Source organism: Clostridium sp. MCC344, assembly GCF_018785365.1.
Lineage (GTDB): Bacteria > Bacillota > Clostridia > Lachnospirales > Lachnospiraceae > Pilosibacter.
On the sequence record NZ_WQPQ01000013.1, the window covers coordinates 225,705 to 249,016 of the forward strand.

The 23,312-nt window shown below is 46.4% G+C and carries 14 protein-coding genes and 1 pseudogene; 6 read left to right on the forward strand and 9 right to left on the reverse strand.

Annotated elements, in window-relative coordinates:
* Nucleotides 1-42 precede the first annotated feature (42 nt).
* The 6 genes and pseudogenes from GPK90_RS03385 to GPK90_RS03410 all read right to left on the reverse strand — a co-directional run bounded on the left by GPK90_RS03385 (nucleotide 43) and on the right by GPK90_RS03410 (nucleotide 10,527).
* The gene (locus GPK90_RS03385) at nucleotides 43-3,099 is read right to left on the reverse strand and encodes a metallophosphoesterase (RefSeq protein ID WP_215702160.1); all 3,057 of its coding nucleotides are present in this window, start codon (nucleotides 3,097-3,099) and stop codon (nucleotides 43-45) included.
* Nucleotides 3,100-3,258: 159 nt separating this feature from the next.
* Nucleotides 3,259-7,011, reverse strand: a complete 3,753-nt coding sequence (gene mfd / locus GPK90_RS03390) for a transcription-repair coupling factor (protein WP_252197336.1) — start codon at nucleotides 7,009-7,011, stop codon at nucleotides 3,259-3,261.
* A 115-nt stretch (nucleotides 7,012-7,126) separates the two neighbouring features.
* The gene (gene pth / locus GPK90_RS03400) at nucleotides 7,127-7,702 is read right to left on the reverse strand and encodes an aminoacyl-tRNA hydrolase (protein WP_117470477.1); all 576 of its coding nucleotides are present in this window, start codon (nucleotides 7,700-7,702) and stop codon (nucleotides 7,127-7,129) included.
* A 588-nt stretch (nucleotides 7,703-8,290) separates the two neighbouring features.
* Nucleotides 8,291-8,905: a phosphatidylglycerol lysyltransferase domain-containing protein gene (locus GPK90_RS18970; RefSeq protein WP_252197340.1), complete on the reverse strand. Its 615-nt coding sequence runs from the start codon at nucleotides 8,903-8,905 to the stop codon at nucleotides 8,291-8,293.
* Nucleotides 8,894-9,106: pseudogene (locus GPK90_RS19740) on the reverse strand (FAD-dependent oxidoreductase); the annotation flags it as partial. The gene GPK90_RS18970 and the pseudogene GPK90_RS19740, both read right to left, overlap by 12 nt.
* Before the next feature lie 143 nt (nucleotides 9,107-9,249).
* Nucleotides 9,250-10,527, reverse strand: coding sequence for an L-cysteine desulfidase family protein (locus GPK90_RS03410; RefSeq protein WP_117471328.1), 1,278 nt, complete (start codon nucleotides 10,525-10,527; stop codon nucleotides 9,250-9,252).
* A 138-nt stretch (nucleotides 10,528-10,665) separates the two neighbouring features.
* Between GPK90_RS03410 and GPK90_RS03415 the strand changes: the two genes are divergently transcribed.
* Entirely contained in the window at nucleotides 10,666-11,598 is a 933-nt protein-coding gene (locus tag GPK90_RS03415) for a LysR family transcriptional regulator (RefSeq protein ID WP_158553099.1), read from the forward strand.
* On the opposite strand, the gene GPK90_RS03420 is transcribed toward GPK90_RS03415, so the two are convergent.
* Nucleotides 11,595-12,608, reverse strand: coding sequence for a uroporphyrinogen decarboxylase family protein (locus GPK90_RS03420; RefSeq protein ID WP_242990637.1), 1,014 nt, complete (start codon nucleotides 12,606-12,608; stop codon nucleotides 11,595-11,597). The two genes, GPK90_RS03415 and GPK90_RS03420, sit on opposite strands and share 4 nt — an antisense overlap.
* A 309-nt stretch (nucleotides 12,609-12,917) precedes the next feature.
* Here GPK90_RS03420 and GPK90_RS03425 point away from each other — a divergent pair, with 309 nt between their 5' ends.
* The 4 genes from GPK90_RS03425 to GPK90_RS03440 all read left to right on the forward strand — a co-directional run bounded on the left by GPK90_RS03425 (nucleotide 12,918) and on the right by GPK90_RS03440 (nucleotide 17,482).
* Nucleotides 12,918-13,946 carry a Bug family tripartite tricarboxylate transporter substrate binding protein gene (locus tag GPK90_RS03425; RefSeq protein WP_118530224.1) on the forward strand — a complete coding sequence of 343 codons (1,029 nt, stop codon included), beginning with the start codon at nucleotides 12,918-12,920 and terminating at the stop codon, nucleotides 13,944-13,946.
* Between the two features lie 36 nt (nucleotides 13,947-13,982).
* Nucleotides 13,983-14,453 carry a tripartite tricarboxylate transporter TctB family protein gene (locus tag GPK90_RS03430; RefSeq protein WP_215702161.1) on the forward strand — a complete coding sequence of 157 codons (471 nt, stop codon included), beginning with the start codon at nucleotides 13,983-13,985 and terminating at the stop codon, nucleotides 14,451-14,453.
* A gap of 17 nt (nucleotides 14,454-14,470) precedes the next feature.
* Nucleotides 14,471-15,985: a tripartite tricarboxylate transporter permease gene (locus GPK90_RS03435; RefSeq protein WP_117471324.1), complete on the forward strand. Its 1,515-nt coding sequence runs from the start codon at nucleotides 14,471-14,473 to the stop codon at nucleotides 15,983-15,985.
* A gap of 177 nt (nucleotides 15,986-16,162) precedes the next feature.
* Entirely contained in the window at nucleotides 16,163-17,482 is a 1,320-nt protein-coding gene (locus tag GPK90_RS03440) for an ATP-binding protein (protein ID WP_215702162.1), read from the forward strand.
* A 152-nt stretch (nucleotides 17,483-17,634) separates the two neighbouring features.
* On the opposite strand, the gene GPK90_RS03445 is transcribed toward GPK90_RS03440, so the two are convergent.
* The gene (locus GPK90_RS03445) at nucleotides 17,635-19,368 is read right to left on the reverse strand and encodes a [FeFe] hydrogenase, group A (protein ID WP_215702163.1); all 1,734 of its coding nucleotides are present in this window, start codon (nucleotides 19,366-19,368) and stop codon (nucleotides 17,635-17,637) included.
* Nucleotides 19,362-21,194, reverse strand: a complete 1,833-nt coding sequence (locus tag GPK90_RS03450; RefSeq protein ID WP_215702164.1) for an NAD(P)-binding protein — start codon at nucleotides 21,192-21,194, stop codon at nucleotides 19,362-19,364. Before GPK90_RS03450 ends, GPK90_RS03445 begins: the two co-directional genes overlap by 7 nt.
* Nucleotides 21,195-21,507: 313 nt before the next feature.
* Between GPK90_RS03450 and GPK90_RS03455 the strand changes: the two genes are divergently transcribed.
* Nucleotides 21,508-22,947, forward strand: coding sequence for an NAD(P)/FAD-dependent oxidoreductase (locus GPK90_RS03455; RefSeq protein ID WP_215702196.1), 1,440 nt, complete (start codon nucleotides 21,508-21,510; stop codon nucleotides 22,945-22,947).
* Nucleotides 22,948-23,312: the final 365 nt, after the last annotated feature.

The following is a 23,312-nucleotide window of genomic DNA, read 5'->3' on the forward strand; positions in this document are numbered from 1 at the left end:
CTATTTCTCCAAAATATAACATTATATATATAATTAAATATATCAAATATTATATTCTATGTCAATGTATCTACCGGAATCCACTTCATACCATGCAGTCAATATATTGTCGTTTATTCTTTGCATCTTTTTTACTTCTCTCGAAACACGATAAATATCCGTTTCTAAATATTTTAGGGGTAATTCTGATACCTCATTATGTTTTATATCTGGAACTAATAAATTGTTTTTATCTTCTTCTATAATTTTTACATAATTACTATACAATACAGGACACTCAGCCTTTAACAAAGCCACTACATTAGGATACACTATTTTATTAACCATATCAGATGCCCGATATCCTGTAATTTTCATATCATTTGGATTGATATACACATGATTAAAAAAATCAATATCTATAATGCATCCATGAATATTTCCACTACCACCAATTTTTTTAATTTTCTCTGCGATTTTTTCTTGATAACGTGTATATTTATCTAAAGGTTCCTTGATGATTTTAATCACTCGATCCATGTTACTAAAGAAATATTGTATATCATTTATCCATAATTTCTTTAATGCTCCACCATTCAAAATACATAATTGATTCTTCTTTGATTTATGAATAAAGCAATAATAATTATTTTTCTTCAGCATATAAAGTACATAAATATCCCTTGTAAAGGTCATTTGAATATTCTTTCCATGCATAAAATCTTGATATTCTTGACTTGTAATTTTATAAATCCCATCTTTATAACTCGAAAAGCAATCATAGTCATTATCTATCAAGAAATTCTTTAAATGTACATCCTGATTATTATATCCAATTTGATTATCCGCATATATTCTTTGTTCTCCGTCATCAAAAAATATATTTTTGTGCGTATGACCACTTACGTATACAAACTTGCCATGGTAATCACTATTCATTGACCAGTCCTCTTTAGGCATATGAGTCAATATGATAGTATTCTTATCATTAAGAATATTGATCAACTTATTATATAAACTTTCAAATTTTTTACTTTCTTTAATTTCTACAGTTCTATCAATCGTGTTTCTATATAATCCGATATTGGCATTAAACTTCTCATTATATCCAGAGAATCCAATTCCACCTAATATAACTAATCTTGCCCATCGAAGCATTTCTGAAATATCAGTATTCCTCATTTGGCATAGCTCATTATAGGATATAATTTTCGCATCAGCATGCTCATTTCTATAAAATAATTCATTATGTAATAAATACATATTATTTTCTTTTAATAGTTTTCTATATTTTTCTACAATTTTGTCCAATGTGAAATTTGGGAATTCCCACAGTTCATGATTACCAAGAATAAATATGAACTGTTTCCCCATGTGTTTATCAACTATATTTTTTCTTAACATCCTTACAAATAATTCGAATACAGAAAATTCTGCAGAGACGTCTCCTCCAATAAGTGTTAGTTCACTACTTTCACACAATATTCTATCAATAATTTTTTGCACTAAATAAATAACGTCTTCCTTTGATCTGCACTTCGCATCCATAATTTTATGCATCAAATGTAAATCCGAAATATAACTAATTCTTCTGCTTTTACCTAAATAGAAATTCTCAGTTCCTATAAACTCATCTCTCGATGTCTGTAGTATTAACGCTGTATCCTTTTCATTTTTCACAACCTCAGAGAAACTTCTAATAACATTCTTATTATATTTAAATTCATCATATGGAATTTTAAATTTATCACAAAGTTCACTAGTCATCTGGGCATCATGTAAATTTAAATTCGATATATCATTCAAGTATTTTAATCCAATACATAAAATAAGATTGGCATTTGATAAATTTCCTTTGAGAAAATATACAAAATCAAAGAAATATTTAAATTTATGGGTCCTTTCTTTAACCACTTGTTTGGCAGTATTATACCAAGTTTGTTCAACCCAGAAATATCCATCTTTATATATCTTATTTATTTTGTAACTTACATTTTTGTTTTTCATCGGTAGTTTTGTTGTTATATCTATTTTATATTTATCAAATTCTTCATTCAATTCAAATGCATTTGATAAATCACAATTTCTCAAATCTCCATTTCTATAGTTAATAAAATCATTAAATTTTTCAAAAGCGCGGCATATATAAATCGGATATCCCTTTTCTAAACGTTGTCCACTATTACTATTTGTATATCTACTAATACATGTTATTTCATAATAATAGTGTGTAAAATTGTCAAAAATGCATTTAATATCTTTTTCAATGTTATTATCATTGATATCTTTTACAAATTCTTTTAATTGCTTTTTATGTTTTGCATTAGTGACTTCCGTACCCTGAGAATAATTATATTCTGCAATCACATCCTTAGGGTCAAAAATAAAGCATAATCCTTGAACTGTATTAAAATCAATATAACAGTCATCCGATAAATACTTCATAAGTATTCTCATTTTTGACTTACTATATTGGTTGCAATAAGCATATTGATAAAAGAAAAAGTAAATCAACAGGTTCTGAGACAATGCTGTTTTTTCATATTCTTTACATACAACTTTCAACTCATCGTAATTAGTGCAATCATTGAAGGTATTTATCCATTGTTTAACTTCTCTTTTATTTTTTTCACATCTGTTATATTCATCAATATCTCTTTGTAATACAAGCTCCGCATAATCATCAATCGTTTCAGTTTGAAAGCATATCTTACTTTTTAGTTTTTCTATATTTAAGTGATATTTCTTCAAAATATCTTTCGGAAATTTATATTGATAGTAACAAGCGTTATCGTACACATCACCATCTAAAAAGTTATAAAATTCTTCAAATGAACCAAACAATTTTTCATCTTGATGAAGTTCATCTCCATTGTCGCCTGTATTTTCCCATTCTTTGACAAAGAACACTTGTCTAATAACATCAAATCCGCGTCTACCAGATCTTCTTAAATTGAGTTTTCTTTCTTCTCTAATAATATCCATATTCTGTTGATATTCAAATGGAATTTCATTTATTGATAATTCACTATATTTCAATTTTCCTATGATGCTTTCAATTTCTTTTCTCTTATCACATTTTTCATTTAATAATATATCTGAACTTGATTGCTTTTTCAAATTGAAACACCTCTTTTAGATCATACTCGTCAAATTGTTCGCTTACATTTATATTATACACTAACCTGTCCCGTAACATAAAGAGGATTTATCCATAAAAATAGCGCATTACATTCATTTTCCTGCTTATGTATAATGCGCTATTAATATCATATGCTTTTATTTCCTGCTCTCAGCCAACTCCCCCAGCTTCCCAAGCAATTCCTTCGCCTTCTCCATCATCGGCTCGCAATCCTTATACTTCTTTCCCTTATCCTGATAGAACAGCACTGGCTTTTCGCCCTGTGCAAAGCGAAGAGCGGTCTTGTACCCGGCGATGAGGGCCGGAATCCCGGTGACATCGAGCTTTGCCTTCGGGTAAAGTTCAATGCGGATCTCCTGGGTGTTGATGTCCACCTCGGTCACGTAGGCGCGGTGGGCCAGGGCTTTTAATTCCGCTACACGCAGCAGGTTATCCACAGATTTCGGGATATCGCCGAAGCGGTCGATCAGTTCATCCTGCATATCCATGTACTCGTCGTCCGTCTCGATGGCGGAAATTCTCTTATACACATCCAGTTTCAGATACTCATTCTTGATATATCCATCCGGAATAAACGCGTCGATATCGCAGTCCACGACCGTCTCAAACGTCTCCTCTTCCTCCTGTCCGCCCTTCAGAGCGATGACTGCCTCATTGAGCATCTTGCAGTAGAGGTCGTATCCGACCGCCTCCATGTGTCCGTGCTGCTCCGCACCGAGGATGTTTCCCGCACCGCGGATCTCAAGGTCCCGCATCGCGATCTTGATGCCGGAGCCGAGCTCTGTAAACTCGCGGATCGCCTGGAGACGCTTTTCCGCGTCCTCCTTCAGCATCTTATCGCGCTTGTACATGAGGAACGCATAGGATGTCCGGTTCGAACGCCCGATCCGCCCGCGGATCTGGTAAAGCTGGGAGAGGCCCAGCCGGTCCGCATCCTGAATGATCATCGTGTTGGCATTCGGGATATCGAGTCCCGTCTCGATGATCGTCGTGGAGACGAGCACATCGATATCACCGTTGATGAAATCCAGCATGATCTTCTCGAGCTGGTGCTCATTCATCTGACCATGAGCGAATGCCACATTTGCCTCCGGAACGAGCGACGCCACATGGTTTGCCACCTCGTCGATGTTGTTGACACGATTGTATACATAGTACACCTGCCCGCCGCGTCCTAACTCTCTGTGGATCGCCTCGCGGATCATCTCGTCGTTGTACTCCATGACGTACGTCTGGATCGGAACACGGTCCACCGGCGGCTCCTCGAGAACACTCATATCGCGGATCCCGATGAGACTCATGTGCAGCGTTCTCGGGATCGGCGTCGCCGTCAGAGTCAGAACATCCACGTTCTGCTTCATCTGCTTGATCTTCTCCTTGTGTGTCACGCCGAACCGCTGCTCCTCATCGACGATCAGAAGTCCCAGACTCTTGAACTGCACATCCTTGGAAAGCACCCGGTGCGTGCCGACCACGATGTCCACATATCCTTTTTTCAGACCTTCGATCGTCTTTTTCATCTCTCCGGGCGTCCGGAACCGCGACATCATGTCCACGCGGACCGGGAAATCCTTCATTCTCTGGACGAACGTATTGTAGATCTGCTGCGCCAGGATCGTTGTCGGGACCAGGTACACGACCTGTTTTCCTTCCTGCACCGCCTTGAACGCCGCGCGGAGTGCGATCTCCGTCTTTCCGTATCCCACATCCCCGCAGATCAGGCGGTCCATGATCTTCTTGCTCTCCATGTCCCGCTTCGTATCGTCGATCGCAGTGAGCTGATCGTCCGTCTCATCATAGGGGAACATCTCCTCGAATTCCTTCTGCCACACCGTATCCGGCCCGTACTGGAATCCTTCCGCATCCTGTCTCGCCGCATAGAGCTGCACGAGCTCCTTCGCGATCTCGCGGACTGCCGTGCGGACCTTCGTCTTCGTCTTCGTCCACTCGGTCCCGCCGAGCTTGTTTAACTTCGGAACCTTCGCGTCAGCCCCCGCATACTTCTGGATCCCCTCCAGACGGGTCGCCGGGAGATAGAGGTTTCCGCCATCCCCGTACTCGACCTTGATGTAGTCTTTGATGACATGGTCCTGCTCGATCTTCTCGATTCCCTTATAGATGCCGAGACCATGACTCTCATGCACCACGTAGTCGCCGACAGAGAGTTCGGAGAAGCTGCTGATCTTCTTTCCTTCGTAATTATATTTTTTTCGCTTTTTCTTCCGCTTTTCCACGCCGAACATGTCGCCCTCAGTGATGACGACGAACTTGATCAGCGGGTACTCAAAGCCCTTATGGAGTTTTCCGTAGGTAACCATGATCTCCCCCGGAGCGACCGGCTGTCCCGGGTCTTCCGGACAGAATGCCCGCAGGTCATACTCCCTTAAATCTCCTGCGAGGCGGCTCGCTCTGGTCCTTGACGCGGAGAGGAGGACAACGCGATATCCGTCCTTCTTCCATCTCGTCAGGTCCTTGATCAGGATCTCGAAGCTGTTCTGGTAGGAATTTAAGTTCTTTCCGGTCAGGCTGTACTTCGCCTTCGGAGTCATGCCGGGGAGTCTCTGGTCGAGTCCTGTCATGAAGATCGTGTGCGGCGTGTGCGCGTCCGCCAGGATCGTTTTCGAGGAAAACAGGAGGTCCGCCTGCCCCGGCAGGATATAGCCCTGCTCCAGACGGTGGGACATACTCTCGCGGAATTCCGTCTCGACGGTCTCCGCTTTTTCCTTCATCCGCTGGGGCTCATCTAAAATTAATGCCAGGCCAGATGCCTGTTTCTTTTCGGCCGTTTTTCCGGCCGCCCTTGCTGTTTTCTTTCCTGATGTCTTCGTCCCAGCTGTCCCAGTATCACTCTGATCTACGTTCCCGCCTGATTCTACTGTCTTCTTTCCTGCCTCTTCAGCTTCAGTTTCAATAACTCCCACTTCCGCCTGTTTTCCTGTTTCTGTCGCAGAAGACACCAAAGTGACCTTAGCGCCGACTTCTTTCATATAGTCAAGAAATGAAACCGTATCTTTACAGAAATACCTGATATACGCATCCAGCATCTGGACATCAAAGCCCTCTTTTAAGGATTCCACAAGCTCCCCGACAGCCCGCCTGATCCGCGTCGCCTCCTCCGGCTTTTTCTGGTCGCGGAAGGTCTTTTCCTGCTTCTTTCCCTCTGCCTCCAGGCGCAGGATCCCGTCCTCGATATATTCCTTCGTGAGGATCAGTTCCGCTGCCGGGTAGATCGTGACCTCGTCCATCTGCTGGATCGAGCGCTGGCTCTCGGCGTCAAACGAGCGGATCGAGTCCACCTCGTCTCCCCAGAGTTCGATCCGGACCGGAACCTCCTCCGTGAGCGGAAAGACGTCAAGAATTCCGCCGCGGACAGAAAACTGCCCCGTTCCATCGACCTGTCCCATCCGCTCATAGCCCATGTTCGTGAGCTGTGTCTTGATCTCCTCGATATCGAGCGTCTGTCCCGCCATGATGTTCAGGCAGCTCTCCCTGATCATGGAAAGCGGCAGAAGATGATCCATGAGACCGTCCACGGTCGTCACGACAACGCCGCCTTCGTCCTCCAAAAGATGTTTAAACACCTGCATCCGCTGTCTTGTCAGGAGATTTCCGTGGATATCAGAGCTGTAAAACAGAAGGTCTCTCGCCGGGTACAGCCAGGTATTCGGCTCAAAATAGCTGAAATCATCGAAGATCTCCTTCGCACGGGTATCGTCATAGGTCACAACGAGCCGCCACGGATTGTCCTTTGAGAGTTCATGCATGACATGAACTTTCTGGGAATCCGTCACGCCGCTGACCTGGATCGGACCTTTTCCTTTATCCATATCCTGTTTCATATCGGTATACTCCGCCAGCTCCGCGAGCGGATTTGCAAAAACTTCAGCCATGGTTCCTCCTGTTTTTATTCGTTTCCTGTCCGATCATATTTCTGATTCTATTCCAGTTAGTGTGCATAGGCATTCTCCGCACGCACACTGCGGCAAAATTTTGCCAATACTTCTTTTATTTTTCTTCTTTCTTCCGGTTATGATCATTCATCGCCTGCGCGATCCCGACATTCACGATCTCGCAGACTGCGTCGGCCGCTTCCTTCACGGCGTCATCCATCGTCGCCTGCTCTTCCTTTGAGAAGTGTCCAAGCACATAATCTGCAAGATCCATTCTCGCCGGTTTCTCACCGACTCCGACCTTCACGCGCGGGAATTCCTGGGTTCCGAGATGTGCGATGATGCTCTTGATTCCGTTGTGACCGCCGGCACTTCCCTTTGCGCGGATCCTTAACTGACCCGGAGCCAGACTGATATCATCGTACACGATCAGGATATCTTCCGGATCCACCTTATAATAATCGGCCGCCGCGCGGATACTCTCCCCACTGGAGTTCATATACGTCTGCGGCTTCATGAGGATCACTTTCTCCCCGCCGATCACGCCTTTTCCGCAGAGCGCCTTGTGCTTCTTCTCAGAGATGTCCGCCCCGATCTTCTCCGCCAGAGCATCCATCACCATAAAACCTGCATTGTGTCTTGTATTTTCATATTCCTTTCCCGGGTTTCCGAGACCTGCAATTATTAACATTTTTATCTCCTTTTTTTCTCCGCTCTCCGCGGCAGTAAGTTTTTATCGCTGTTCGTAACTGTTCCATATCTTCGCAGTTACCATTCTTTCATTCGTTTCTTTCTGCAACGCACTTAAGGGGGATTTTTCAGTCCCCCGGTTTTTCCATTTTATCAGCTTTACCTTGTCTGCGCAAGGCTGAACTTGGCCACATTATAAAAAGATCCTGCTGCCACACATGAGCAGGATTTCGGCCCCTTTTATTTGCCGGGAAGTTTCACAAGAACTCGCCGGTAAGCAAAAACTGCCGCCACCAGACACGATCCCGGATGAGATCTCTCTGATCTCCCGGAACGTCTCTGCTGACGGCAGTTTTTATGTGATATACTCACCTTTTCATACTCCGGCAGGTACCCCCTAAGTACCGTCCGTACATTTCCCCGGATCATGCTTTCGCATTATCTCCAGCATCCATTCGGTTGTACGGAATTTCATACTCTATAGCTTACCACATTTCTTCATATAATGCAATCAATTCCATTAAATACAGGGTTTTATGTGTCATATGTATGCTTTTTCTGAATTTGTCTGTATATTTTTTAACAAACTTTAATTTCTCTCCCGCTCCAGGATCGTATATTTCTTCTCCATCCGTACCGGATGCATACTCTCTTTCGTCCGTCTCAGATTTTCCAGTCCCATATCATCTTCCCGGTTCACCAGTCCTGTCTCCGGATATGAATGGAGCAAAAACTCTTTTTCCAGATAATTGTACAGACCACGAAGCTCAGTATCTGCCTTTTCCACATGTGTCACCGTCATATCAGTCTCCTTACACTCCGTTCCCATGGAAAATGCCTCCAGAATCCCGTTCACACGAACACCGGCAATCGTGATCTCCGCTTCCCTGCAGAATCGGATTGCTTCCCGTATCCCGGTCTCCTCACTGTCCAACCGGTTCAGAGCATCATCACTTTCCTTTTTCGATGACCAGCGATCCAGAAACTGTAAAATCTCCGGTTCATCCTCCGGTCCAAGAAGAACAAACTCTGCCCGGTCTCCATAGTCTCTCCGGAATCTGGAGATCCTGTTTTTCATTTTTGAATATTTCCTTCCGGGAAGAAGACGCATCTCCTCCCCGGAATAAATATAATCAAAGCTGTCCCTGTCCTCCACGACCTCATACTGAGCCGGATCCGGATCGATCGCCGCCAGCGCTGTCATATCGTTTCTTCGTCTTCTATATAAAATGCTGACTTTCTTCGCACCCAGTCTCTTCGCCGTTCGGACCGCATCCATGGACACGTTTCCGCCTCCGATGACAACGACTTCTTTTCCGGTCAGATCGATGATCTCGTCTTTTCCAACACGTCTTAAGAACTGTACTGCGGAGAGCACGCCGTCCGCGTCCTCGCCCGGAAGTCCGAACTACCCGTCCCAAAGAACGGTATCGCATATACTATTACTATCTGCACTGATTCCATTCTCCTCAGCATAGCTGAGGGATCAGACTTTTCATAAAAAAGAGGACCTACCAGAAGTCAATGTCCGCTGGCAGATCCTCTTTTTTAATTTCCAAGCATAATATTCAAAATTTCCAAATCCGTGGAGTGCATACCATCTCGTCCCATGCGTCCGATACTTCGGATTGTTTCTTCAACATCATCCTCCACCAGACCTTCACCTGGCTGGAATGCCCTGTCATGTAATCCCATTTTCATTCCAAGAAGCGCAGTTTGAAGGGCTGTCGAAATTTTAGCTGCGCAGGATGATTTCGCGCCATCACACACCATACCTCCAACAGTTGCGATGGTGTTGGTAATTGTCTCACAGACCACTTCATATGGATATCCAAGCATGTAGCAGATACCACAGGCTGCTCCGCATGCGGCACTCACAACGCCACAGTATGCAGACAGACTTCCGATATATTTTTTCTGATGAACTGCGATCAGATTCGAAACTACAAGTCCACGCAAAAGTTTTTCTTTTTCGATGTTTTTCTCCTTCGCGTAAACAATGACCGGCACGCTGACCGTGATCCCCTGATTACCACTTCCGGAATTGATGACCACCGGCATCGGACAGCCGTTCATTCTGGCATCCGAACCTGCGGCCGCAAATGCACGTGCCTTCAGACCCACCGTCGGCTTTTCGTTTCCGTCGATCAGGATTCTTCCAACCTCTGCTCCATACGGATGTTCCAGGCCTTCCCGGCAGATCGCCATATTGCACTCGATTTGGCGATTCAGGATCTCTTCAACATCCTCAATTTTTACTTTATCCGCAAACTCCAGAATATTTTTCACTGTGAGAAGCTGTTTGTCACCTGCCTTATGACCATTTTCCTCATCTGCCTCAGTCTTTTTCAGAACACTCATCCCATCTTTTTCCATCCGGGTGATATTTTTATGGGTCTTCTGAATCTCGACCAGCGCCGTATGCTCTCCGGCGCGCAGTTCCACTACAATGTAAAGAGTCGCCACGCCTTCGATCAGTTTACAGGTACAAAATTTCTGATTTAAAAGCTCTTTTGTCTTCTCCTGATCCTCTTTTGTCACACTCTCAAGCACTGCCAGATCCATATCTGGATCTCCGCCCACGATTCCCAGTACTGCTGCCACATCGATTCCTTTTAATCCGCCGGAGTTCGGTACCGTCACTCCCATGACATTTTTAACGATATTTCCGCTGCAGGACACTACACATTTCTCCGGCATCTGACCTAACAGTTTCCGCGCTTTTGCTGCCGCGTAGGCGATTGCGATCGGTTCCGTGCAGCCGAGCGCCATAATCAGTTCGTCTTTTAATATTTCAAGATGGTTTGTGTATAATTTCTGGTCCATTTTTTATTTTTCCTCATGATATTTTTAACAGTTTCTTAGCGCTTTTTCTCCTTCTGTTCTTTCTTTTTCGATTATTTTTGCTATAATAATTCATATCTTTCATCAATGTTACTGCAGAAAAAATTTAAGGAGCACACTATGAACTTTTTAAATCTCTACTACTTTCGCGTGGCCGCTGAAGAACTCAGTTTCACAAATGCTGCCAAGCGTTTATTTATATCCCAGCAATCCCTCAGCAACCACATTTCCCGCCTGGAAAACGAATTCGGTGTGATCCTTTTTAACCGTACCCAACCGATCACACTCACCGAAGCCGGAAAATCCCTCTATGCAAGTTCCAAGGTTCTGCTTCATCAGAAAGAACAGATTGAAAAAAGCATGCAGGATATCCGGGACTTCCGAAAAGGTGAACTGACTCTCGGAATCAGTACCTCCCGCGGAGCTGTCATGCTTCCAAAGATACTTCCAGAATTCCGCTCTGCCTTTCCCCAGATCAAACTAAATCTTGTAGAAGGTACAACAAAAGAGATCAACCAGGCATTGTTTGAAGGACGGGCAGATCTCTGCATCGGTTTTGCGATCAATGATCCAGAAAAAGTACACGAGGAACTGCTCCATACAGAATCTCTCGTCTGCGTTATTCCAAACTCATTTTTGCCGCGCTATCTGAAGATAGACTCCACTTTGATTCCGGGTTCTGTTCAAAGTTTCAACATTTTTGCCGACTGCCCGTTTATCAAAATGCCGAAACAGACATGGCTGGGCGAAATGTTTGAAAAATGTTGTGAAAGCTACAACATTGAACCGGAAATCCTCCTCGAGACCACCAGTATGTCCACCATGGTTTCCCTCTGTTCTTCCGGAATCGGTGCCATCGTGCTTCCCGAAATCTTCGTCAGCCGCCGTATGACATTCTGGAATTCCTTCGACTGGAAAGAACAGGTGTCTGTCTTTCCGTTAAACTATCCGGCGGGCTACCGGCCGATCACAATCGCTTACATGAAAGACCACTATCTCAGCCGAGCCGCCGATGAATTCATCCGGATGGCACAGGAAAAGTTTTCCTGCTAAGCGTAGATCGGATGGATCTTCGCCTCCACATCATCTTTCGCTTTGCGGATAAATTTTAAAGTTTCCTCATTTAACGGATAGCGGATCACACAACCCGGTGTTAAGATCTGACCGCAGCCACCCATCAGTTTAAAACACTCATAAATCTGATGATGGATGGCATTGCGGTCATCTTTTGTGATATCGGTGCGGTTTAGTCCGCCCATAAGGCATTTTCCAGACTCAAGCGCCGCCTCATCCACTGACGGATATGTCTCCCATGCATGCCAGTTGAAGACCTGTACCGGATAATCCTTCAATATTTCCATCATGATATTACTTCCATGGGCATGCAGTGTGTTCATCCATCCATCTTTCGCCGCATTCAGGACCTCCAAGTCATAAGGAACGCCAAATTCCTTATACTGTTCTGCAGTCATAAAATTATAAGTACTGCTCTGCGCCGCAAAGAAGATTCCGTCCGCACCGGCTTCCAGCGCTGCCCGAGCCATATTGCAGGTCGTCTCCGTAATCACTTTCAGCGCATGATGAACTGCATCCCCGTCACCATTTTCCAGATACTGAAGAAGTGTATTTCCGGACAATTTATTCGCTGTTGTCAACGGGCTGAATATCGTGAAAATGACTGGCACATCCTCATTCTTTACCTTATCGAGAACAAGTTTCAATCCTTTTAATTCTCTCGCAAGACTTCCTTCCTTTACAGAACACGGTTTCAGTTCATACCAGTCCTTCGCTTCGTGGATCGGTGTTTTTGTGACTTTCGCCACTCCGCCTTTCGCAATATCTGAATAATCAATCTCACAACCGAAGTCTTCGATGGCGTACATTCCGTTATTCATAGTCTTTATAAAGTCGATATCATACTTTTTATAAAACTCATATGTCTTTTCCGCTAAAAGTTCCGGATTCAGATCGATTCCCGGAAGATGGGTCCAGAATGAATATGGAAGTTTGTCCGGTTTTTCCCCTGCAATAGCTGCCTGAATTCTCTCTTTCTTTGTCATCATATAGCGACCTCCTTTAGCCGTTCACGTTTTTGTTTTCGATGCCAGTATAAGAATTCAGATTACAAATGTCTAACAAGTTTTGTTCTTTTATTCACAATCATTCAGTTGTAATTCGGTATGTTTTTTGTTCATTTTTTTCTTTTTTATCCATTTTACAGTCATTATATTGTGATATAACACGGAAAAGCTGTTTGTTTTCTGACATAAAATTCACTAGAATGAATGTAACAAAAGCAAACGCGTTTCTTGCTGGACCAGTCTATTATGACGACAAAATTTTTTAGTTCTACTATAAAAGGAGGATCTCACATGAAAAAAATATTTGCACTTATGACCGCAGGAGCTTTAGCATTATCTCTTAGCGCATGCCAAGCTTCCAGCCAGCAGACAACAGACACCACAACAAAATCTGCTGATTCCACTGATACTGCAGCCGCCAAAAACGATGGTTCTTTCCCAAGCGAAACGATCACTCTCGTCTGCCCGTTCTCAGCCGGCGGCGGAACCGACATTGGTGCCCGCAATCTTGCACAGGCTCTTTCTAAAGTAATGGGAGTCAATGTTGTCGTTGAAAACCAGACAGGATCTGGCGGATGGGTCGCATGGACCGATCTGATCCAGGGCGATTACAAAGACGGTTATACGATCGGTCTGATCAACCATAACTATGCGATGGGTGAGCTTGATCCGGATAACCCTAGAAAATATAATCTCGATGACGTCACTGTCCTTGCAAACCAGGCTCTCGACTACAATGTCATGGCGATCCGTTCTAATGACACACGGTTCTCCGATATTGACAGCTTTATCGAGTACGCCAAATCCAATCCTGTTCTCGTTTCCGCCCAGGCAACAGGAATTACCGACGGAGACGCAACAACTGCTGAATGGTTCAACAAGACCTTCGGAACCCAGATCACTGTTGTTCCGGTAGACGGAGCTTCCGACAGCCGCGGAATGTTCTTATCCGGTGACACAGATATCTTTTTTGCATCCATCTCTGATGTCATGGCTTCCTATCAGTCTGGTGAGATGAAGGTTGCATGCATTTTTTCCGACGAACGCAGTGACTTCATACCGGATGTTCCTACGATCAAAGAGGCAACCGGTGAAGACTTTGTCGCATTCGCAGCTCGCGGATACTTCTATCCGAATGGTGTTCCACAGGATATCGTCGACACGACCACTGACGCATTATTAAAAGCAATGGAAGATCCTGACTATATCGAAAATATGGCTGCTCTTGGTCTTCAGCTCGACAATACCTCCGGTGAGGACTTCAAAGAACTTCTTGAGAGCCAGGTTGAAACCAGAAAAATGATCTGGAACGTACAGTAACTGATCATTCCCACATAAGAAAAGGAGTTTATCCATATGGCAAAAAAGTTTCATCGCGACGTATGGGTAGGAACCGTTCTTCTCATCTTCTGTATCGCAGTGTTCTTTACTGCGGTACAGATTCCTGGACAGGCTTCCTATCTTCCGATCACTCTGTCCCTGTTAATGGGATTATGTTCTGTATTTATTATTCTGAAAGGTCTCCGGCTCACCAAGGAGCAGGATGGGGATTTCCACTACTCCATGACTATAAAGAGCAGTAAATACGCATTCCTGTTCATGTTTTTTATTTTTATCTATTTCCTTGGCCTCCGCTATATCACATACTGGATCGCGACACCGATCTTTATGCTGCTTTCCATGAAATATTTAAAGCTGAAGTCCTGGAAAGTAAACATTGTGATCACCGTTCTCTACACCCTGATCTGTTATGTTGTTTTCGTTATCATTCTTCATCTCCCGATCTATAAAGTCGGCATTCTCGGACAACTGTTCCGTTATATTTAAGGAAAGGAGCTTATAAAATGGCAGAATATTTATCACTCGCATTGAGTTCGTTCCTCTCCATTGATGTCTTTCTCGGACTGCTCGTCGGTGTTGTAGGCGGAATGATCATCGGAATTATTCCCGGATTGGGACCGTCCGTCGGTATTGCCCTGCTGCTGCCGATCTCATTTTCCATGAGTCCCACAGCTGCCCTTGTCATGATGACCGCAATGTACACAACCGGTGTGTACGGCGGATCCATCACTGCTGTTTTGTGCCATACACCAGGTACCGCGGCATCTGCGGCGACCACACAGGATGGCTATGAAATGACGAAAAAAGGCCGCGGCATGGAGGCCGTGTCCGTCGTAACCATCGCATCCGTTGTCGGTGGTATCATTGGTGCCATCTGCCTGATCTTATTTGCCCCGGCACTCGGAAGAATCAGTCAGATGTTCTCCTGCCTTGAGTATTTCCTCGTTGCCTGCTTCGGTGTTCTCGTCGTTGCCGGACTCACGGGAGATAACCAGGCAAAAGGAATCTTCGCCGCTCTGTTAGGTCTTCTGATCGGCTGCATCGGCATGGACTCCATCAGCGGTGTGTCTCGATTCACGTTCGGACAGCTCTGGCTTGAGGATGGTCTTGACTCCACACCGATCCTGATCGGATTATTCTCAATCTCCCAGGTTCTCATCCTCGTTGAAAAGCTGATGACAGGAACCGGTGCAACCATTGTTGACGACCCGGCAGCTGCCTTAAAGGGAAAGCGTTGGGAAAAAGGCAATGCCGGTCTATTAACTCCTACCATGTTAAAAAGTTCTGTTATCGGTGCATTTATCGGATTTATCCCTGCTGCCGGCTGTTCCATCGCCGCATGGATCAGTTATGGTCTTTCCAAACGGACTTCTAAAAATCCGGAAGAATACGGAAAAGGTTCCATTGTCGGAATTGCTGCCTCTGAGGCCGCAAACAACGCAGCCTGCGGCGGTGCCATGATCCCACTTTTCACTTTAGGTATTCCTGGAAGCCCGGTCACAGCAATCCTTTACGGAGCGCTTCTCATGCATGGCTTACAGCCTGGCAGTGACCTGTTTACAGGTTCTAAGGCTCCAACTACTTATGCGATCTTCCTTGGTTTCCTTTTCGCGAATGTGCTGATGGGAATCATCGGAGTTTCCATGGCAAGACAGATGGCAAGAGTCTGCCTCGTTCCAAACTCTGTTCTCGTTCCGATCATCGTCGCATTATCCTGCATCGGTACTTATGCACTGAGCAACAGCATGTACGAAGTTATCATCATGCTCGTGTTCGGTCTCATCGGATACCTTATGAAAATCTACGGATTTGAACCGGCACCTCTGGTTCTCGGCGTTGTCCTTGCCGATATTCTGGAATCCAACTTCCGCAGAACCTTGATCATGGCTGCACCGAAGGGCGGACTCATCCCGTATTTCTTCTCCCGCCCGATTGCAATCATCATCCTGCTTGTAATCATTGGTTTCGCAATGGTTCCTGTTTTAAAAAACGTACTCACTAAAAAACAGAAGCAGTAATTTTCACTCATCCCCCTCTCTCCGGCAGGATATATTGTCCAGATATCCTGCCGGATCTTTTTATTATTTGTTTATGTTTGCAAAAACTGTCGAAAGTAAAAAGTTTTTGTACTATAATGCAATTACTTGATTATTTCACCAGTTTATGCCATACTAATACTGCAGGAGGTGATAGACATGATAGGTTCCCATGAACTCAGGCAGCGTGACAGTTACCTGAATAAGCTGATAGGTTTTCAAGATACAGAACCGGTCAAAGTGATTACTGGTATTCGCCGCTGCGGAAAGTCCAGTCTGTTAAAGCTGATGGTTCAGCATTTGAAAAATACCGGTGTTCTTCCGGAACAGATCCTTGAAATGAATTTTGAATCCTTTGATTTTCGCAGGATGAATGCCGACGATATTTATCGCTATGTAAAAGAACGTATTGTTCCCGGAAAGCGGATGTATCTCTTCTTTGATGAGCTGCAGAGGATCGAAGCATGGGAGGACGCGGTAAACGCCTTCCGTGTAGATTTTGACTGTGACATCTATGTTACTGGATCAAACGCTTACCTTCTTTCTTCGGAGTATTCCACCTACCTCTCCGGGCGGTGTGTAGAAATCAGAATGCTGCCGCTCTCATTCCATGAATTTCTTGATTTTCACGGCTTTGAAGTACATGAAATACAAAGTGCGCTCGGGGGACTCCGCAAACAGGTATTCGACAAAAACGGGGAACATTATGAATTGCGTGAGGTATTTGATGCCTATATAAGATTCGGCGGAATGCCGGGAATCGCCGATGTCGGTCTGGATCAGGAAAAAGCACTGTCTCTTCTTGACGGTATCTATTCCACGGTAGTCATCCGTGATATTTTGGAACGTGAAAAACGCAGGGGGCAAAAACAGATCACAGACCCCACGCTTCTGCGCAAGATCATCCTGTTCCTTGCCGACAATATCGGCTCCAGCGTATCCATTTCCTCCATAGGCAACACTTTGATAAACGAAGGGCTCCTTGACGATGGTAAACGCAAGGGCGCTCCTAGCGCACATACTGTGCAGGCATATGTGAATGCACTTCTGGAAAGCTATTTTTTCTATGAGATCAAGCGCTTTGACATCAAGGGAAAGGCATACCTCCGCACGTTGGGAAAATACTATATCGTTGACATCGGCCTTCGCAATTATCTGCTGGGCTTCCGTAATCGTGACAGCGGTCATGCCATCGAAAATGTCGTTTACTTTGAATTGCTTCGCAGGGGTTATGATGTAGCGATCGGCAAGATCGGCAGCGCCGAAGTAGACTTTATTGCAACGAAAGCCGATGCTAAAAAGTATATCCAGGTGACAGAATCTATGATGAGTGAGGATGTACGCAATCGGGAACTTACACCGCTGCAAAACATCCGTGATAACTACGAAAAAATCGTTTTATCGCTTGAACCAGGGCTTGATGCTTCCTATGACGGCATCAGATCCGAAAATCTCATAGATTGGCTGCTCAGTCAATAAACGCTGTATTTCAGAGCGCAGCCAAATAAACTCCGCATATTCATTCATGAGCCGTCAAAAGGCATAGCATCCAAGATCTTTCAATACAGGAAAAGCACGCAGACGTTTTTGCATCTGCGTGCTTTTCCTGTATCCGTAATTTAACCGGCACTTTATTTATTTTTCCAATGCTCCGTATGCAATAACATATGCGCCTTATGGGACATCGGCTTTCCAAAGAAATCGCTGTAGATCTCCTTGATATCCGGATTCTCGTGGGAATAGCGCAATTTTGCTTTTGCGTCCAGCGCATAGAGCTTTCTGCCTCTCGCAAACGCCAGCTCCTCACCGTCGTGGATCGGCTGTCCGCCTCCGCCGACACAGCCGCCCGGGCAGGCCATGACTTCCACAAAGTCGTAGTGGACCTCACCGCGCTCGATCTGCTGTAAGAGTCTTCTCGTGTTTCCAAGTCCGCTGACCGCTGCGATGCGGAGCCTGATTTCACCGATGGCAAATTCCGCTTCCTGAACTCCGGCATTCTCCTGAAAACCTCCGCTGCGGACCGCCTTGAAAGCGTCTGCTGGAGGATTCTCGCCTTTTAAGGTAAAATACGCGGTGCGGAGAGCCGCCTCCATGACGCCGCCGGTCGCTCCAAAGATCACGCCCGCTCCGGTTCCCGCGTGCATCGGGCTGTCGCCAGGGATCTCCGCTAAGGTATCCGGACGGATATGGGCGGAGCGGATCATCTTTACAAGTTCCCTCGTCGTAAGCACCGCATCCACATCATGTCCGGCATACTCGCCGTAGAAGAGATCCATCTCCCGCTCGCCTTTCTTTGCCACACACGGCATGATGGACAGCGTAAAGATCTGATCCGGAGAAACACCAAGCTTTTCCGCGAAATATGTCTTCATGACAGCGCCGAACATCTGCTGCGGGGATTTCGCCGTGGAGAGATAGTTCACCATGTATGGAAACTGTGTTTTCACGAAGCGCACCCAGCCGGGGCAACATGACGTGAACATCGGTCTCTCCTTCAGCTCGCCGCTCGTAAACCGTTTTATAAACTCCGTGCTCTCCTCCATGATCGTGAGATCCGCAGAGAATACCGTATCAAAAACGTAGTTCACGCCCATGCGTTTTAAGGCATCGAAGATCTTGCCCACCGGCGCGTCCTCGTCCGTCAGGCCGAGTTCCTCGCCCCAGGCCGCGCGGACCGCCGGTGCAACCTGTGCCACCACGATCTTATCCTTATTCTCGATCGCATCCCAGACTTTCTCCGTATCATCTCTCTCGGAGAGCGCGCCAACCGGACAGTGGGTGATACACTGACCGCAGAGAGCGCAGTTCGCTTCCCCGATCGTCTTATGTCCTGCGACATTCACGGTCGTTCTGGAACCGGTTCCTTCCACATCCCAGATCCCGAGTCCCTGGATCTTATCACAGACCTGAACACAGCGCATGCACTTGATGCACTTCGCGGAATTACGGACCAGCGGGAAATTCTTATCCCACGGCTGATATTCCGGTTCCTGCTTAAACGGGATTTCCAGAATATTCAGATCATATGCCACCTGCTGCAGACCACAGTTTCCGTTTCTCGGACAGACCACGCAGCGGTTATCATGCTGGGACAGCAGCAGCTGGATCGTATTTCTTCTGTGATTCCGGACCTTCGGGCTGTTCGTATGGATGACCATGCCTTCCTTCACGAGGTTGTTGCAGGAGGTGATCAGTTTTTCCTTTCCTTCCAGCTCCACAACACAGACTCTGCAGGCCGCGATCTCGTTGATCCCCTTTAAATAGCAGAGCTTCGGGATCGGGATCCCGTTCTTCTCGGCAGCTTCCATGATCGTAATATTTTCCTCTGCCGAAATCTTTTTTCCGTCGATCGTAATATTTACCATAATGTACTCCTGCCTCCTTTAAAGATTCCGTATCCGAAATGATCACAGCGCAGGCACCGTCCGGCTTCCTGCTTCGCCTCCTTCTCGGTCATGCACTTCTCGACTGCCTCGAAATCACAGACACGCTCGCCTGCTTCCCGCTCCATTAAGTTCACACGTCCGCACGGAGTCTTGTCCTTTAAGCTCGCCTCCGGAATTTCCACTCCGCTCGTGATCTCGTGGTGGTAACCCAGGTATTCATCGATGTTCGCCGCAACAACCTTCGCTGCTGCGATCGCTTTAATTACAGATGCCGGACCGCTGGAGCAGTCGCCGCCCGCGAAGACGCCCGGCATGTTTTCAAATGCACCGCTCTTTAAGGTCACAATCTTTCCGCGGGATACCGGGATCCCGGCTTTCTCGAAATGTCCGGACTCGATATCCTGTCCGATCGCCTTGATCAGGACATCACATGGAATGTAGACATCCGGCTCTCCGGTCGGCTTCACGCTGGCGCGGCCGTCCCTGATCGCGCTGATCATCTGCGGGGTCGCGTAGATGCCATGGATCTTGTGGTCTTCCCCGACATCTAAGGACGCTGGAGCCTTTAAGGTCACGATCTCGATCCCCTCCGCGATCGCGCCCTCGATCTCACCCGGCAGCGCCGTCATATCGTTTCTCCGTCTTCTATATAAAATGCTGACTTTCTTCGCTCCAAGTCGTTTTGCCGTGCGGACTGCATCCATGGACACGTTTCCGCCGCCGATGACAACGACTTCCTTTCCGGTCAGGTCGATGATCTCGTCTTTTCCGACACTCCGCAGGAACTGTACCGCGGAGAGAACGCCGTCCGCGTCCTCACCCGGAAGTCCAAGCTTCTTATCCGTGCTGGCGCCGATCGTGATGAGCACCGCGTCATACTGTTCCCGCAGTTCCTGGATCGTGATGTCCACACCGATCTTTAAGCCATATTTTACTTCCACGCCGGTCTTTAAGATCGCGTTGATATCGTCATCCAGCCGATCTTTCGGGAGACGATAGTTCGGGATCCCGTACCGCAGCATACCGCCGAGCTTCGGCAGCATCTCGTACACGGTCGTCTGATGTCCCATGAGCTGTAAGTAGTAAGCAGCACTTAAACCTCCCGGACCGCCGCCGAGGACAGCGACCTTTTTCCCGGTCGACGGAGCACATTTCGGCGGATCCACAACACCCGCGTAATCTGCCGCGAACCGTTTCAGTCCCCGGATATTGACCGCATCGTCGACCATGTTTCTCCGGCATCTCGCCTCACACGGATGCTCACAGATAAAACCGCAGGTCGTCGGGAACGGGTTGTCCTTCCGGATCAGGCGGATCGCATCGGCATATCTTCCTTCTTCCACGAGCGCCACATAACCCGGAATGTCCACATGGGCCGGACAGATCGCGACACACGGGACCGGTTGGTTGTATGTACAGGTACAGCGGCCTTTCTTGATGTGCTCCACATAGTCATCGCGGTAGCCGATCAGCCCCTTATAGACCATGTTCGCCGCCTCATAGCCGATCGCACAGTCCGCGGAATCCATGATGGAAAGCGCCGTCTTCTCCATGAGATCCAGCGTATCCATTGTTGCTTTTCCGTTTAATACGTCACGGATCAGCTGGTTTAACTGCCCGAGACCGATCCGGCACGGAACGCATTTTCCGCACGTCTGCGCGTGGCAGAGCTCCAGAAACGCTCTCGCCATATCAACAGGACAGAGCCCAGGCGGGCTCGATTCGATTCTTCTCTCCAGATCTTTATAAAGTCCCTCCATCACGATCCGCGCGCGGGTCGGGGACATGATCTCCAATCTGCTCATATGATTCACTCCTCTGCAATTTTTTCATCGGTCACACCTGCTCACGCAGGTATGCCTGCTTTCCCCTCTATGGCTTATTGAATTTGTTTCTTAACATATTGTCGATTTTATCACGTAATTATTAAATAAATCAAGTCTTTTATGCACTTTACTTAATAATCTTTTGTTTAACGTTAATTTTTAGACAATTTTGCCGGTATTCTTTCCCATATCAATGATCTGATTTTCGTTTCTCTCATCTTGCGTGTCGGGGAGAACTATGATACGATAAAGAATGGTGTGCAAGGAACGCTCCCTGTCCTGGTGTCCGTATATGCTCACCCGAAAGGAGACTTGTGATATGAAATCCGGAGAACATTTTGACGTGATCATCATCGGCGCCGGCCCGTCCGGAATCTTCTGCGCGTATGAGCTGATCAAAGAAAAGCCAGAATTAAACATTCTGATGATTGAAAAAGGAAGACCGATCGAGAAACGTGTCTGTCCAAAGAGAAAAACAAAAGTATGCGTTGGCTGCAAACCATGTTCCATCACCACAGGCTTTGCAGGAGCCGGAGCTTTCTCCGACGGAAAACTCTCCCTTTCCCCGGATGTCGGAGGAAATCTGCCGGAGATCTTAGGATACGATAAGGCGACAGAGCTCATCAGGGAATCCGACGATATCTATCTGCAGTTCGGCGCTGATCAGAACGTATACGGTGTTGACAAACAGCAGGAGATCCGCAAGATCCGTAAAAAGGCCATCAATGCAAACTTAAAACTGATCGAATGCCCGATCCGTCACCTCGGAACCGAGGAAGGCTACAAGATTTATACCCGCCTGCAGGATCACCTCCTCGCAAACGGCATCCACATGGAATTCAACACGATGGTAAAAGATATCATCATCGAAGACGGAGCTGCAAAAGGTGTCATTACCGATAAAGACGAGGCATACTACGCAGACGAGATCGTCTCCGCCATCGGTCGCGAAGGTTCCGACTGGTTCTCCCACATCTGTAACGACCACGGGATCGATACCGAGGTCGGCACCGTTGATATCGGTGTCCGTGTCGAGGTCCGCGACGAGGTCATGGAATTCCTCAACAAGAACCTCTACGAGGCAAAACTCGTATACTACACACCGACCTTCGACGATAAAGTCCGCACCTTCTGTACGAACCCGTCCGGTGAGGTTGCGACCGAGTATTACGAAAACGGTCTGGCTGTCGTAAACGGTCATGCTTATAAATCAAAAGAATACAAGACAAACAACACCAACTTCGCGATCCTGGTATCCAAGAACTTCACAAAACCGTTCAAGACCCCGATCGAGTATGGTAAACACATCGCCCAGCTCTCCAACATGCTCTGCGACGGAAAGATCCTCGTCCAGACCTTCGGAGACTTCCAGAGAGGCCGCCGCACCACAGAGGAGCGTCTCTGCAGAAACAATATCATCCCGACCTTAAAGGATGCTGTTCCGGGCGACCTTTCCTTAGTTCTCCCACACCGCATCATGGTCGACATCAAGGAGATGTTAAAAGCTCTGGACAAGGTAACTCCGGGTATCGCCAGTGACGAGACACTGCTTTACGGCGTGGAAGTTAAATTCTATTCCAACAAGGTCGTTGTCGATAAGGACTTTGAGACAAACATCCACGGTCTCCGCGCCATCGGTGACGGTGCATCCGTGACCCGCGGTCTTCAGCAGGCATCCGCGAATGGACTTTCCGTTGCGAGAAGTATCTTGGCGAGAATGGATCAGAAATAAATGATAAAAAGAGCACCTTACGATCAATGTTTCAGGGATTTTTCTTTCTGACATTGTGATGATAGGGTTACAGTACACGGGCACTCCATGCCCGCGCACTGTAACAGGATTTTGCCGATGCTTCGCATTCCGAATCGGCAAAATCTGCTGCCACAACTGTATTGTACGGAATTTTCAGTTCAGAAAATTCCTACCGTGTACAGTAACACGATAGGTGCTCTTTTTCTTAGTTCAATTCGAGTTCAGCCTCTGTGTTCCAGTCAGCGCAGGCCGACAAATTTTCTCAAAGGCTCCGTTCTCTGCCGTTTGTTTCGATCGATATCGGTATATTGTCTGCGAAGAATGTGTATATTCGCAAAATGTTT